We start from the raw sequence: 14578 nt of genomic DNA on the forward strand, positions 1-14578 counted from the left end.
CGGCCTTCGCTACATATCCATTTCCTGGACGTTCCAGTCCACGGTCGGGATATTGGGCAGTTCGTGGCCGTCGTCGACGCCGATCTCCTCGGCGATCACCTTATTGAGCTTTTCGTTCATCGCCATGATCAGCGCGGCGTTGGCCGCCCGATCGACGGCGAGGTTCTTCATCTCGCCGGGGTCGGCGTCGAGATCGAACAGCTCGACGTCGTTCCATTTGTAGAGTTCGTCCAGCGTCTTCGGCTTGTTGTGGTCGAGCGGCGCGAAATAGCGGCTGAATTTGTAGCGTCCGTCGAATACGGTGCGCAGGTTGCCGCGCTTTTTCAGATCGGGCAGATAGCGAGCCTTGGCCAATTCGACGATGGTCTTCTTTCCCGCCGCCTTGGCTTCGACGTTCATACGCACGAGTTCCGCGTCGTTGGTCATGAGGCCGCTATAGGTGAACAATGCGCCGTCGCGCACGGAATTGAGGCCGGCGGAGCGCGGGTTGGAAAGCGCGGACGAAAAGTCCTTGCCCGGCAGATCGCGCCCGGCGGCCTCGCCCCGCTTTTCCGCATTCGCGCCGGCCAGCGCGAGCAGCGAAGGCGCGAGGTCGATGTGGCTCGTCAGGGCGCGGCAGTCCTGCCCACCCTTCACATCGGGATGCACGACGAAAAACGGCAGATGAATGCCCTCCTCATAGGCGAAAGGCCCCTTGCCATGCAGGCCATGGGCGCCCGCCGCCTCGCCATGATCGGAGGTGAAGACGATGATGGTGTCCTCGGCGAGACCCAGCGCGTCGAGTTCCGCCAGTATGACGCTGATCTGCTGGTCCACGTTGCGGATGCAATTGAGATAGTAGTCGTTGAAGCGGCGCCAGCGGTCCTTCTCCATCGGGATATGGCCGAGAACATAATCCCACACCTTGATGTATTCGGCATGGGCCCCGGGCCTGTCCGGCGAATCGAGGGACTGGAGGAGGCTCGACGGCAGCGGCTGGTCCCAGCTCGCTTTATAGAGGGGATGGTCCGGCGCGCGCGCCGCATGGAACATGAGCTTCCCCGTATCCTGGATCGACTGGCCGGGAAGATCGGTGTTGAAATACATGATGTCATGCGGATTGACGAGACCGACAGTGAGGAACCACGGCTTGCCTTCGCCGCTCAAGGGCTGGCCCTTGCGCCGCAGCCACGTAACCGCGCTCGCCGCGATCAGATTGTCGAATTGATAGCCCCCGAGCGTATGGCCGATCATATCGCCGGGCGAATAGTAATCCGAGAAGCCGTATTTCTCCATTTCGTCCGTCAGGAGATCGCGGGCCTCTTCCACGTTGAACTCGCGGCTGAGATGCCACTTGCCCTTATAGGCGGTGTGATAGCCTTGCTTCCTCAGCATATGTCCGATGGTCGGGATCTTGGTCGAAAGGCTCTTCATGTAGGGCACATCGACATTTTCGAACATGCCGCTGTTGGGCGTCGTCAGGCCCGTCATCATCACGCTGCGCGAAGAGGTGCACATCGTCGCAGGGCAGTAATGCTCATGGAAGGTCACGCCCTTGGCCATGAGCCGCTCATGCCCGGGAAGGCTGTAGCCCGCCGGCCATTTGGTGCGGTAACGCTCCTGATCGGTGAAAATGAACAGGATGTTGGGCTGTTTGCCATAGCGCCGCAGCACGGCGGGCGCTGCGACCTTGCTCGCCGCCGCCTTGACCCTGCCCTTCGGCGCGGCGTCCGCCGGGACCGGGCCTGTCATAGCGGCCCCGAGAGCGCCGGCGGCGCCGGCCAGAACATCCCGTCTCGACTTCATTTCCAGATCTCCATAACCATTTGATTTTTGTAGCGACGGCGCCTTCTGGACGGCCATCGGTCGCAAGGCGCGCTCCGCGGCCCTCGCTATTCCCTGCGCCCTCTTAACGCGACGAAATATCTGTGTATTGCCATTTTGCGCCGGGCGGGTTCTTTTATTCGCAATATCGAAGACATAGGGCCGCTCGCGAAGCCTCGGCGACGCATCGAGGAAAAACCGCCCCCTCGCGCAATGTTGTTCTCGAGAGGAAAACTCGCTTTCCAAAATGACCGACCGCGCCGCGATACGCTCCAGCGTGCTGCACATGCTTCCCCTCGTCTTCGATCAACGGGGCGGCGCGCTCTCGCTCGCTTACAGACGGGCCGGGCTCGATCAATCTGCAATCGAGGGTCGCAAGCCGATCATCGCTCGCGCGCAGGCGTTGACCGCCCTCAGCGTCTCGGGCAGGCTGCTGGGCGACGAAGCCATCTCCCTTACTTGCGCGCTGGCCGCGGACCCAGCCCGCCTCGGCCTCATCGGCCGAACGCTCATCGCCGGAGCGACCCTGCGCCAATGTCTGGAAGCCCATGCGCGCGCCTTGCCGACTTTCCAGGGGGAGACCGACATCAGGCTCGCCGTGCGCGGGGAAGACGCTTTCCTCTCCCTTCATCTCACGGGCGCCGACCCCGAGATGGCGAGATTTCTCTACGAAGGCGCCTTTGCTTTCAATATCGCGACGATCCGCTCGGTGATGGGAGCCTCCTGGACGCCTCGATTCGTCCAAATGCCCCATCGCGCGCCCCATAAGACGGCTCCTTTCGAAGAGTTTTTCGGGTCGCCGATTAGATTCGGCGCAGGCGCGTCCGCCGTGATCAAGTTTCCCGCAAGCGATCTCGACGCCAGGGTGAAGCCTTCGACTTCCGCGGAGCCCGAGTGGAAGTCCTTCGAGCGGGAAAAGGGCGAGATAGACGCGTTTGCGCTCGGAGACGACCAACTGGTGGAAGCGCTCGAGAACATCATCGACGTCATGATGATGACCGGCAAAATTTCCCTCCCCGCAGCCGCGAGCGCGCTGGGCCTTTCGACGCGCAACGCACAACGCCGGCTGTCCCGGCTGGGGACGAGCTTCGAGGAGCTGACCGAAGGGCGTCGCCGAAAGCGCGCCATCGAATTGCTGGGCGACTCCAGCTTGCGGATCGCAGAAGTAGCGCTGGCCCTGGGCTACTCCGACTCGGCTCATTTCATCCGCGCCTTCGGCAAATGGTTCGGCGCCCCGCCTTCGATGTTGAGGAGCAGCCTGCTTTGAAAGCATTCGGGCGCGAGAAGACGACTGATATGCGCCAGGAAAACCGAACCGCGCCGTTTGGACCGGAAAAAATGCTCACCGGCGTGGCGGCGATCATGTCCGCCGCCCTCGCGCTGCGGCCGGGTGCGTTTCCCTATGACGAAGCGGCCATGGGCGCGCTGCTGGTGGGCCTCGCCGCCATCAGTTCGGCGGCGTTCAACGATATCGTGAAAATCGAGGCCGCCCGGGGCCATTCGCTGCGTCTTCGGGATATCCCCGATATTCTGGATGACTCCGCGCCGATCCTGGTCTTTCCCGTCGCGACCGCCATCGGCGTCTATTGCGCGGGCAAACTCGGTGTGGCCTGGCCGACCATCATCAACTGGACCATGGCGTCGAGCGTCGGCTTTGTCTTCGCGCTCGGCTTCTTCTCGCGCTACGCCGTGGATGGCGACATCGGCCGGGCGCTGGCGAGAGCGGCCTCATGGACGACGCTGGGCGGCGCCCTATACGGCGCCAAGCTCCTCTCGTGAACGGGACTCCGGCCGAACCGCGCGTTTGGCCGCCAGCATCGCCTCGATTTGCTCGACCCGGATCGGCTTTACGAAATGGCGGTCGAAACCCGCCTGCGCCGCGCTTTTGCGGTCTTCCTCCCTGCCCCATCCCGTGAGCGCGGCGAGAGCCACCTTGTCGCCGCCGGGAGTTTGCCGGATCTTTCGCGCCGTTTCGCAGCCGTCCATTTCCGGCATGCCGATGTCGATGAAAGCGACGTCCGGCCTGAAAGCGGAAAAGACCTCGAGCGCAGCCGCGCCGCTATAGACGGCGCGCGCTTCCGCACCCAGCGACTCCAGCAACATGACCAGAATATCCGCAACCTCGGGCGCGTCGTCCACGACGAGAACGCGCTGCACTTCGCGCGGGCGAGAGACCGCGCTTTCCACGATCCGCTCCGAAATTCTCGGCGAAACGGCCAATAAAGGCAGCCGCATTATGAATTCGGCGCCGCATCCCTGCCCCTCGCTGGAGCCCTCGATCGTTCCCCCGTGCATCTCTACGAGGTTGCGCACCAGCGCAAGACCGACGCCCACGCCGCCCTGCGTATGGAGTTCCGCACTCGGCGATTGCGTGAAAAGATCGAACACACGCGGAAGCATTTCGGCTGTGATGCCGATGCCGTTGTCGCGCACGCTTATCTCGCAAACATCTGCGTTACGGCGCGCAGCAAGGTCGATGCGCCCGCCCGGCGGCGTGTATTTCGCGGCGTTGATCAGGAGATTGGCCAGCGCCTGAACAAGACGCACGGAATCGCCTTCGACGATCATCGGCCGCTCGTCGACCGACACGGTCAGTCTATGCCCGGCCTGATCTATGACCGGCGCACTCGTCTGGAGCGCCTGCCGCACGACTTCGCCGAGATCGACCAGGGTTTTTCGGAGTTCGATTTTTCCTGCCGTGATACGGGAGACTTCGAGCAGATCGTCGACAAGTCGAATGAGATGATCGGTCTGCCGCTCCAGAATGTCGATCAGCCGGCGAGTGTCGCTGTCCGGCATGGAAAGCGCGCTTTCCCGCCTCTTCAACACATGAACGGCGTTGCGGATCGGAGCCAGCGGATTGCGCAACTCGTGAGAGAGTATGGCGAGAAACTCGTCGCGGCGGCGGCTTGCGTCGGACAGCGCCTGTTCGGCCGCCTTCCGCTCCGTGATGTCCTGCGCGACGCCGATCAGCCGCACAGGTTCGCCGGATTCATCGCGTTCGACCCGCCCGCGCTCCAGAGACCAGGACATTCCGCCGCAGGGACGCTTCACTCTCACTTCGCTTTCATAGCGTCCGGTCTCGCTCGTCAGCGCGGCGTGTAGATTGGCGATGAATCTCTCTTTGTCGTCGTCGTGTACGCCGGCCAGCACCGTCTCGATGGTCCTGGCTGGACCGTCCCGCTGCGGGCGCCCGCCAAGGTCCGCGCACTGGAATCTTTGAATCTCGTCACGCTGAATATCCCAATCGAATGAGATCATCGAAGCGGCGTCCAGCGCCAGTTGCAGGCGAAGCCTGTTTCGCCGCGCAGCCTCGTCGGCATCCTTCAACTCGCTTATGTCCTGAGAAAAGACGATGACGCCGGCTACTTCGCCGGCCGGCCCGCGCCAGGGGCATATCCGCCAGCGCAGCCACTGGACCGAGCCGTCCGCATGGAGGATTCGATCCGCTTCCGCCTCCAGTGTTTCGCCTGCCAGCGCGCGGCGGTGGATCGCCCTGAAATGTTCGGGAGCGTCGGGATATATTTCGTAGTGCGAACGGCCTTCCAGGGGGCCTACAAGGCCGTAATCGACCAACCAGCGCCTGCTCGCCGAAATATATCGCATGTCACGGTCAAACATCGCGACCGCGAACGGCGCATGCTCCAGGAACGCCCTGATTTGTGACTTGTCCATAAACCGCCGTCATTGTGAGCGCGCCAGGAAGAAGTCTCCTGCTCGCGTAAGCGCATGAATCAGCTTACGAGAAACAGCCGCCGAGTGGCAAGAATATGCAAAAGGATAGTCAATTCTTGATCATCTCGATCCGGCTCGACGCTCGCCCCTGCTCCACTACGAGGAGCGTAGCGCCCGCGCCGGCGCGCGTCAGAGTCGCCCGTCCGCCGTTGAAAGAAAAGCCCAATTTCTCGCCTTTATTCGAGAACCGCACCTTGCTCGGTTCGAAATAGTGGTACCTCCAAAAAAAACCGACGGCGACATAACCGGCTATCGTGACCTCGGCTGTTTCACTGCTTCCGGCGCTGCGCCACGCGCCGTCCAGGGCGGGCTTTCGAGGGGCCGGTTGCGGAACGCTCGAAGGGACGAAAGCAGCCGCGCAACAGATCAAACGGCGTCGATCGATCAGGGCGGCCATCTCGTGTTCCTCCAAATCACGTGCCGAAACGGCGCAGGAAAAAGCTTTTGGCGAGTTGGGCCGAGAGACCGTAGGCGATCACTATGGCGGCGAGAACAGGCCAGTAAGCCGCCGGCAGCGGCGTAAACGCAAGCGCCTCTCCGGCCCGCGTGAATGGAAGAACGACGCCGATGGCGCAGACGAGAACGGACATAGCGACAAGCGCCGCACTGGGGCGGCTTTGGAAAAAAGGAATTTTCGCCGTGCGGATGATGTGGACGATCAGCGTCTGGGTCAACAGCGATTCGACAAACCATCCCGTTTGAAACAGAGCCGGATTGTTCAGTCCGTCGAAGAAACTTATGAGAATATAGAACGTGACATAGTCGAAGATCGAGCTGACCGGGCCGATCGCGAGCATGAATTTGAAGAGATTGTCGATGTCCCATTTACGCGGACGTTCGAGGTAGTCGTCGTCGACGTTGTCGGTCGGAATCGCGGTCTGGGAGAAATCGTAAAGCAGGTTGTTGGTGAGCACCTGAACCGGGAGCATCGGCAGGAAGGGCAGGAAAACGCTGGCGCCGAGCACGCTGAAGATAGTCCCGAAATTCGAGCTGGCTCCCATCTTGATATATTTTACGATGTTGCCGAAAACCTTGCGCCCTTCGATGACGCCGCGCTTCAGCACGCTCAGGCTCTTGTCGAGCAGAATGATGTCGGCGGACTCCCTCGCGATATCCACGGCGGTATCCACCGAAATGCCGACGTCGGCGGCCTTCAGCGCCGGGCCGTCGTTCACGCCGTCGCCCAGGTAGCCGACCACATGGCCGCGCGCATGCAGCGCACGAATGACCCTGGCCTTCTGGTCGGGAGAAACCTTGGCGAAAACAGTGACGCTCTCGACGAGTTCGACCAGCGCGGCGTCATCCATCGCCTCCACCTCGGCGCCGAGGGCGACCCGCTCGACGGCGAGCCCGACCTCACGGCATATCTTGCGCGTGACGATCTCGTTGTCGCCGGTGAGAATCTTGACGGCGACGCCGCATCGCGCAAGCTCGCCGAGCGCCGCCGCGGCGTCTTCCTTGGGCGGATCGAGAAAAGCGACGAAGCCCTGAAGCGTGAGCCCTCGCTCATCTGCAACGGAATAGGATTTCTTCGGCTGCGCTATGTCTTTGGTCGCCACCGCGATGACGCGCAAGCCGTCTTCGTTCAGCGCGCGCGCCCTCGCACGAGCGGCGTCGAGACCCGCCGCAGTCATGGCGCTTACTTTCCCGGAAAGCTCGTAATAGGCGCAGATCGGGAGCACCTCCTCCACCGCGCCTTTGCAGATGAGAAGACGCCTTTGCTTCGCGCGCGGCAGAAACAGCGAAAAGAAGCTTTCGCCTCTCGGCGCCGCGCCGGAAAGCGCGACGGAAAGACGCCGGCGCGCGAAGTCGAAAGGAATCTCGTCGATGAGGGCGTAATCGCGAGCGGGACGCAAATTCTCGCCGAGGCGCACATGTTCCAGCACGGCGTCGTCGAGCAGATTTTTGAGACCCGACTGAAAATGGCTGCTGAGCCAGGCATATTCGAGCACACGCTCGCTGCTCGCGCCGGCAAGGTCGAGACTTAAGCTCAGCACCACGCGGTTTTGCGTCAGCGTGCCCGTCTTGTCCGTGCAAAGGACGTCCATGGCGCCGAAATTCTGTATTGCGTTGAGGCGTTTGACGATGACGCGGCCCTTCGACATTTCGATCGCGCCTTTGGCGAGATTGACCGTCACGATCATCGGCAGGAGTTCGGGGGTGAGACCCACCGCGACTGCGACCGAGAAAAGCATCGCTTCGCCCCAGTCTCCTTTGGCGAGCCCGTTGATGAGGAACACGGTCGGGGCCATCACCAGCATGAAGCGGATCATAAGCCAGATGAATCGGTTCACGCCCTTGTCGAAGCTGGTGGGTTCGCGCCGCTTTGCAATCTTGTCCGCGAGCCGGCCGAAACAGGTCGCAGCGCCCGTGTGCACCACCATCGCCGTAGCGAAGCCGCTGACGACGCTCGCGCCCATCAGGCAGAGATTGGGCGTTTCGAAAGGATCTCGCTCATCCGTCCCGCAGGACGCGGCGCTTTTTTCGACCGGCATCCCCTCGCCGGTCAGGGCCGACTGATTGAGGAAAAGCTCCTTCGACGACAGCAGGCGCAGGTCGGCGGGAATCATATCGCCTGCCGAAAGGCGCACCACGTCGCCGGGAACCAGCCGCTCGAAAGGAACTTCGCTATAGACGCCCGTCCCCTCTTCCCGGTCCCGCCGCTTGACCGTGGCCATGCTCGTCACCATGGAACGCAGGCGCGCGGCCGCGTCGTTGGAGCGGTGTTCCTGCACGAAGGCCATCAAGGTGGCCAGCAACACGATCAGCAAAACCACCACGGACGAATGGATGTCGCCCAGCAGCCAGGACGCGGCGGCGAGCGCCGCCAGCAGAGCATTGAGCGGATTTCCGGCGCGCTCCAGAAACTCCCGCAGCAGAGAGGGCGGCTTTTCCTGAGCGACGAGATTCGGGCCGTGAAGGGATAGACGCTTCTCGGCGTCGTTCTCGCTCAGCCCCTCCGGCGAAGAGGACAGCCGTGCAAACAGCCCCTCTTCGTCCATGCGACTCGCCGAAATCAACTCGGTGGAGAGTTCGGGATCGACCCGCGCGACGGAAGCTCCTCGCGCCGGGGACAAATCGAGAAAACCGAGACAAAAGCGTAGGATGTTGGTCATTCTGGCGCCCCGGCTCCGGATTGATGTTACGTGAGCCGTGAGACCGGCGCCAGCCCTCGTCTGCGTGCCGTGGGACGCCGTTCGTCGATCCACCCCGACCTAAGTGTTCTCTTTTTGTTCTTGTCATTCTCCCTGCTCCGATCTAGGCTGAAGTCCCAAAGACGTTTCAAGGAGAGGCGGATGCTTCGAGGCGATGCGCTAAGAGAGCGGTTTGAAAAGCGCCTATGGTCGAGGCCGATTTCACATGCCGCCGAAATTGGCGACGACGGGCTGATCCTCGGAGCGGGAACGATACTCGCTCGAATGACGCGCGACGCCTTCGGCGCGCCCCGCCTCGCTGTCGAAGAAGATGAAGACCGCATATTCGCGCTACTCGCGGCGGCGCATGGCCGTCCCGCATCCCCGGAGTTGTGGCGCCATCTGGAAGGGGCCTCGGATTACTGGCGGCGCGGCGAAAAGGCCCTCGCCAATATCCGCCTGGCCTATGCCGCCCTCCCTCGGCTCGAGGACCGCGCCGACGCCTATCGGCTCTTTCTCGCCGAGGAGCTGCTTGATAGCGGCATGGCGCCCGGCGCCTTGATGAAGGGGCTTGGGGTCGAGCCGCCAACTCGCGGCTTTGTGAAATACGACTCCAACCAGCCGCGGGTTCCTGCCGGCAATGGCAGAGAGAGCGGTAGATGGGGTTCGGCCGGCGGCTCCGGGCAGGACAATAAGACTCCGGCGCATGGCGTGGCGCCAGCGGCGACGCAGAATCCGGCCTCGGCGCAAATCCTTGCTCAAGCAGCGGCGGGGAGCGCGGAAATTTCCAGCGCCGCGCGCGGTGTTGGAACGCTCGCGCAGGGCCTGTTCGAGGCGGTCGAGAGCAGCGCCTTTCTCGCAGGGCTCGGAAGATTGGTCGCGGCGGCGGGCGGTCCGGCGATCACGCTCGGCGCAATTCTCATCCCAACGCCAGCCGGCCGCGCATCGGAAGGCAATATCCCCGGCGAGCCTGATCTTCACTATTCATTCGACGAACCGGCGGGAAGGCTGCATTTATATCGAGAGGGCGAGAACGGCCGGGAAACCGTCGCTGACGCCTCTCTGGGCGCACATGGCATTTTCGTCGACGACGAAACCGACGTTCCCATCGCGCGTTACGTCAAAGGCGCCGTTGTTTTCGATGCGGATTCGCTCTCCTCCGTGCATGCGGATCGGGCCGCCGAGAAATCCAAGAACGAGCCGAAGCTTTGTCCCGATCCGGGCCCAGATGACCCGCACGGAGCATCCGAGCGCGCCTAGGCCTATCAAGAGCAGATCAGCCGCCTGAACAACCCGCAGCGGCCTCTATTACGCGGCGAGGCTGGCAAGCTTTTCAACCCGACGACAAAAAGGATGGTCGCTTTTGACGACTGCCGCGAAAGCGACGGAACCATGATCGAGGCCAAGGGGCCGGGCTTTGCTAAAATGCTCGGAGGAAAGTTCATGGCCAAAAGACTTAAAAAAAGGTGGTTGGGTCAGGCTGAGCGCCAAATGGGCGCCGCCGGATCGCGCGATGTCGAATGGGACTTCGCCGAGGCCAAGGCCGCCAAAACTGCGCGAAGGTGGTTCGCCCGGAAATATCGAAAGATCAAAGTCAAAGTCGTACCTGGGGAGCTGTGGTCATGACCCATCCAATAGGCATAGAAATCGAGGACGAAAGCAAAGATTTTTTCATCGGCGCCGACTGGGAAGCGCGCGCCGAGACGCCGGAGGCGCTTGCCGCGCGTTTCCTGCGCATGATCGATTCCTTGAAAGAAATCGACCCCGTTTTCAGCCTTTGGACCTGCGGCACGCAGCGTCCCGAGAACCTCGAGGAAGCCCGGGACCGCTACGCCGCGGAAATCGCAGCGGGGATCATGCGGGACGACTGGAAGGAGCCCATTCCTGAAATGGGTTATTTGTTCGGCGCATTTACCCGCAACACGCCCGAGGCGCGCGCCTTCGACGTGACATGCAGGGCGGGGTCTTACGTCAAAGAGGTCTTTGGAAATAGCGTGACTCTCTCGACCGACGTCGAGATCGGCTCCCGGCCCGATGCGGACGTCGTAAGCCACCGGATCTTTCGCGCCGCTCTGCTTGCGGTCGTCGACGCCTGGGACCCCGTCATGGCGAACGCCACCTCACACCCGCTCGTCGAAGCAACCGAGTCAGACTCATATTTCGCGCCCGCGTGGATTCAGTATCTCTGTCCATGGCTCGCAGAAAAAATCACGCCTCCTTCTACAGTCCTTGCGGAGCGTCTGCCCAATGGCGGGCTGCTGATGAGCGCGACCACCGAGACCTTCGACGTCGACAATCCCGCCCATATGGCCGCCGCCCGAGACATGGCGAAGGCCATGGCCCCGCTCGACCGGCTTCCGTGGCCATCGAAGGGTTGATCCGGCGAGAGGAGGCCACAAATCGGGACATGGCTAAATCAACCGGATTTTCGATTGCAAAAGTGTTCGCGTCCTTATCTCAACCGGCGCGCCGACTGCGTCGCGAGCAGCCAGGGTCGGACGTTGCAGCTCGGCGCCCGGGCGATTGCCAAATTCCCCGCCGCGAGGCAGGCTCGGCCACATGGAGCTTCAGTGGATCGACGATTTTCTGGCCCTGTGCCAGACACGCAATTTCACCCGCGCGGCCGAGGCGCGCTGCACCACCCAGCCGGCCTATAGCCGGCGCGTGCAAAAGCTGGAGGAATGGCTGGGCGCGCCCCTGTTTTACAGGGAGTCCCGGCCCGTGAGCCTGACCCCCGCGGGCGAAGCCTTTCTTTCCCGCGCCCATCGCCTGCGCGAAGAAATCTTCGACGCCCGCCGCGCCGTGCTGACCGCGTCGAGCCATTTCAGGAAATCGCTTCGCATATACACCACCAACACCCTGGCCTCGGCTTTCCTCTGCCCGTGGCTCGGAATGCAAGACCTTAAAAGCTACTCGCTGATCGTCGCCTCCATCGCCGGCTGTCTCGAAGCCGTGCGGCGGGGGCACGCCGATATCTGCCTCATTCCGCATTTTGGCGGCGCGGAGGAAATAGCGGGCCTGAAAACCGAAGAGGCCGGCGAAGACCGTCTGGTCCTGATGCAATCGCCCTCCGCCGCAAATAAGGTTCGGCTCGAAAACGGCAAGCTCTGCGGCCCGGTGATGGTCTATACGCCCGGGACGGCCTATGGCGCCCGCGTGGCGGCCATGCTGGAGGCGTATGGCGTCGAGATATCCGAAGCCCCGGTCTGCGAAAGCGCCTCGGCCGAGGCCCTGCTCGCGCAGGCGAAGGCGGGGCTCGGCGCAGCCTTCGTTCCGGCGATGCTCGCCGGCCCCAATCTCGAGCGTTGCGCGGTCCCGGAGTTCTTCGACCTCCCGTACAAGATCGTAGCCTTGCGGCGCTGACGGCTCTCCCGGACGATGCTGGAAAGGCATCGAACCATCCAAACCCGCTATTGGCCACGGGCTCGCGAAAGCTTTATGGCTTACAGGGAGCCAAGCCCGCGAGGAAGCGATGTCCAGGAACACAAAAAACATGCGGTTGCGAGAGCGGGGTTCCGACACCCGCGCCCTGCGCATGCTGCCGCGCGAGGTAAAGCTGCTCGACGCTCCCGGCGGCGAGCGCGAAGGGCTATGCGAATTCGAAGTGACTTCCGGCAACGCCGCCTGGCGCGAGGGCGAGCATTTTTATCTCACCAGGGCGCAGGCTCGAACGGCCTACGCTTCGGCCGGGTGAAAAGCGAAAGCGAGCGAGCTTGGCCCTGCAATGATCGGCGCCGCCACCGGAGCGTTAAAAGCACCCGTTCGCTTTGAGCTCGACCAGCATCGGCGCGCAGGGGTCGCCTTGCGCCTCCTCATGATGGCGATGGCGACGCATATGTTCCCATTCCTCGGGCTCGACGCCTTCGCGCTCCATCTCCTCGCGTCTCCACTCGCGCTCCTCTTCGCGATTGCGATCACGCGCCTGCTGGGCGCGCACGCAATCGCGATAGTTCGTTTCCAACGCCAGACAGAAGGGAACATTGGGGCCAGCCTTGGCCGGGCCAGCGAGAACCGCTCCGAGGATCAATATGGAAAATACGGCAGGACGCATTTGGGCACCTTTACAGCGAGCGCGCGGAAGTCCCGCGTCGCGTAAAATCATCTGGTTGCGATTAACTTTTGCTGAACGCCCGCTCCGACGACCCCGCTGGCGAAAAACCGTCAGGCTCCGCCAGATCCTCCTTTCGATCCACGTCCCTCAACACGCCCTCGTCCTCGACCTCGACGCCTATGACGCCCTCGGACTCTGCGAGAATCCGCCGGGCGCCCTCGTCGCCGGATAGTGCGAGGGCGCGGGCGAAAAGGCTCCGCCCAAGCAACGCCGGATTGCCGCGCCGTCCACGAAAGAAAGGAACGACCGCAGCGCAGCCCGGCGCGGCTTCGAAGGCCGCTATCAAGCGATCCACGGTTTCTCCTGTCACCAGGGGCATGTCGCCAGGCAATATCAGCGCGCCGGCGCAATCGCCCGCGGCCATGAGTCCCGCGCGCAGCGACGAGGCCATGCCGCTCTCGTGATCGGGATTATGGGTAAAGCTCAGGGAAAGCCCCGCGAGCGCGCCCTCCACGCTCTCGCGCGCGAAGCCGGTGACCACGACAATTGGGCGCGCCCGCGAGCCGAGCAGAGTCCGCGCCGCGTGGCGCACCAGCGCCTCGCCCCTGAATGGCGCGACGAGCTTGCCGTCGGCTCCGCCGAAACGGGCGCCGCGTCCCGCGGCCAGCACTATCCCGGCGACGCTCAACTCACCCCCGCGTTTGGGCTTCTGCGCGCAGCGGCTTGCGCTGCTGAGCCATTACGATTTCCGCCATGATGGCGACGGCGATCTCGGCCGGGCTCAGCGCGCCGATGTCGAGCCCGATCGGCGCATGCAGGCGCCCCAGCGCTCGCGCGTCGACGCCTTGCGCCGCGAGACGCTCCATCCGTCGGGCGTGACTGGCGACAGAGCCGAGCGCTCCGACATAGAAACATTCCGAAGCGAGCGCGACACGCAGCGCGGCGTCGTCGATGCGGGGATTGTGGCTGAGCGCCGCCACTGCAGTGAAACGGTCCAGCCCCAGCATGGGCAACGCCTCCTCCGGCCAGCTCGCGATCAACGTCATGCCCGGGAAGCGCTCAGGCGCGGCGAAGGCCGCGCGCGGATCGATTATCGCCACATCGAATCCGGCCAGACGGCCCATGGGCGCGAGCGCCTGCCCCACATGCACCGCGCCGACGATGACGAGCCGCGTAGGCGGACGATGCACATAGGCGAAAATCCGCTCGCCCTCGATCTCGACAATACCGCTCCCCCCCCGAGCCAGGCTTTCGAGAAGAGCCGGCGGCCCGCCGGAGTCTCGCCGCAGAAAAGTGGGCGCGCCGCCGTCGAGCGCCGTGGCGAGGAGACAAGCGCGGCGCGAGCCGTGCTCCTCCCGCATCGCAGCTAAGAGATCGGCATGGGCGGGCCCGAGCTTTTCGATATGGACGCTGATGACTCCGCCGCAGGGCAATCCGGCGCGCCAGGCAGTCTCGTCGGCGACGCCGAATTTGAGGAGACGCGGCGCGCCGCTCTCGATGGCGTCCAGCGCCGCAATCACCACGTCGGCTTCGACACAGCCCCCCGAAACGGAGCCGAAGAATGCGCCGCTTTCGTCGACGACGAGATGGGAGCCGAGGGGTCTCGGCGCCGAGCCGAAGGTTTCGACCACCGTCGCCAGCGCCGCCCCGCGACCCTCCCGCGCCCAGCCTTCCGCCTGAAGCAGAATTCGAGACTCGTCCGTAAGCATTTGGTCGTCCATCGGCTATGAAGTAGCCCGAGCCAGGCCGGATTCCAAGCAAAGCGGAATAGTCCGCCACGCCAGGTCCCTCCTACGGCTTCCGCGAGATCGCTTCGCGATCCGCACCAGCGACCGCCGCAAAAATCACCGATCGG

The 14578-nt window shown here is 63.2% G+C and carries 13 protein-coding genes; 7 read left to right on the top strand and 6 right to left on the bottom strand.

What is annotated here, in order from left to right; translation table 11 throughout:
* Positions 1-9: 9 nt before the first annotated feature.
* Positions 10-1785, bottom strand: a complete 1776-nt coding sequence (locus H2LOC_RS08695; protein WP_136496044.1) for a sulfatase family protein — start codon at positions 1783-1785, stop codon at positions 10-12.
* A 265-nt stretch (positions 1786-2050) separates the two neighbouring features.
* Here H2LOC_RS08695 and H2LOC_RS08700 point away from each other — a divergent pair, with 265 nt between their 5' ends.
* Together H2LOC_RS08700 and H2LOC_RS08705 are read left to right on the top strand one after the other, a co-directional pair.
* Complete coding sequence (locus H2LOC_RS08700) at positions 2051-3070, top strand: AraC family transcriptional regulator (protein ID WP_136496045.1); 1020 nt, start codon at positions 2051-2053, stop codon at positions 3068-3070.
* Positions 3071-3099: 29 nt separating this feature from the next.
* Complete coding sequence (locus H2LOC_RS08705; RefSeq protein WP_136496046.1) at positions 3100-3582, top strand: hypothetical protein; 483 nt, start codon at positions 3100-3102, stop codon at positions 3580-3582.
* Here the strand turns inward: H2LOC_RS08705 and H2LOC_RS08710 are convergent.
* Together H2LOC_RS08710 and mgtA are read right to left on the bottom strand one after the other, a co-directional pair.
* Positions 3556-5478, bottom strand: a complete 1923-nt coding sequence (locus H2LOC_RS08710; RefSeq protein WP_136496047.1) for a hybrid sensor histidine kinase/response regulator — start codon at positions 5476-5478, stop codon at positions 3556-3558. The genes H2LOC_RS08705 and H2LOC_RS08710 overlap by 27 nt on opposite strands.
* A 473-nt stretch (positions 5479-5951) precedes the next feature.
* Positions 5952-8654 carry a magnesium-translocating P-type ATPase gene (gene mgtA, locus H2LOC_RS08715; RefSeq protein WP_136496048.1) on the bottom strand — a complete coding sequence of 901 codons (2703 nt, stop codon included), beginning with the start codon at positions 8652-8654 and terminating at the stop codon, positions 5952-5954.
* A 180-nt stretch (positions 8655-8834) separates the two neighbouring features.
* Here mgtA and H2LOC_RS21540 point away from each other — a divergent pair, with 180 nt between their 5' ends.
* The 5 genes from H2LOC_RS21540 (at position 8835) to H2LOC_RS08735 (ending at position 12366) form a co-directional block, all read left to right on the top strand.
* Positions 8835-9932 (top strand): hypothetical protein, encoded by a 1098-nt coding sequence (locus H2LOC_RS21540; protein ID WP_136496049.1) that lies wholly within the window; start codon positions 8835-8837, stop codon positions 9930-9932.
* Between the two features lie 132 nt (positions 9933-10064).
* Complete coding sequence (locus tag H2LOC_RS21375) at positions 10065-10298, top strand: hypothetical protein (protein WP_162009732.1); 234 nt, start codon at positions 10065-10067, stop codon at positions 10296-10298.
* Entirely contained in the window at positions 10295-11050 is a 756-nt protein-coding gene (locus H2LOC_RS08725) for an Imm52 family immunity protein (RefSeq protein ID WP_162009733.1), read from the top strand. Before H2LOC_RS21375 ends, H2LOC_RS08725 begins: the two co-directional genes overlap by 4 nt.
* A 181-nt stretch (positions 11051-11231) precedes the next feature.
* Positions 11232-12035 (top strand): LysR family transcriptional regulator, encoded by an 804-nt coding sequence (locus H2LOC_RS08730; protein ID WP_136496051.1) that lies wholly within the window; start codon positions 11232-11234, stop codon positions 12033-12035.
* Between the two features lie 109 nt (positions 12036-12144).
* Positions 12145-12366, top strand: a complete 222-nt coding sequence (locus H2LOC_RS08735) for a hypothetical protein (protein WP_136496052.1) — start codon at positions 12145-12147, stop codon at positions 12364-12366.
* A gap of 54 nt (positions 12367-12420) precedes the next feature.
* Here H2LOC_RS08735 and H2LOC_RS08740 read toward each other — a convergent pair whose 3' ends face one another.
* From H2LOC_RS08740 to H2LOC_RS08750, 3 genes are all read right to left on the bottom strand, one after another.
* Positions 12421-12723: a hypothetical protein gene (locus H2LOC_RS08740; RefSeq protein ID WP_136496053.1), complete on the bottom strand. Its 303-nt coding sequence runs from the start codon at positions 12721-12723 to the stop codon at positions 12421-12423.
* Between the two features lie 61 nt (positions 12724-12784).
* On the bottom strand, positions 12785-13411 hold the full coding sequence (locus H2LOC_RS08745; protein ID WP_136496054.1) for a nucleotidyltransferase family protein: 627 nt from the start codon (positions 13409-13411) through the stop codon (positions 12785-12787).
* Between the two features lies 1 nt (position 13412).
* Positions 13413-14432 carry an XdhC family protein gene (locus H2LOC_RS08750; protein ID WP_154331602.1) on the bottom strand — a complete coding sequence of 340 codons (1020 nt, stop codon included), beginning with the start codon at positions 14430-14432 and terminating at the stop codon, positions 13413-13415.
* Between the last annotated feature and the right edge of the window lie 146 nt (positions 14433-14578).

Origin of the sequence: Methylocystis heyeri, from assembly GCF_004802635.2 — a bacterium.
GTDB classification, from domain to species: domain Bacteria; phylum Pseudomonadota; class Alphaproteobacteria; order Rhizobiales; family Beijerinckiaceae; genus Methylocystis; species Methylocystis heyeri.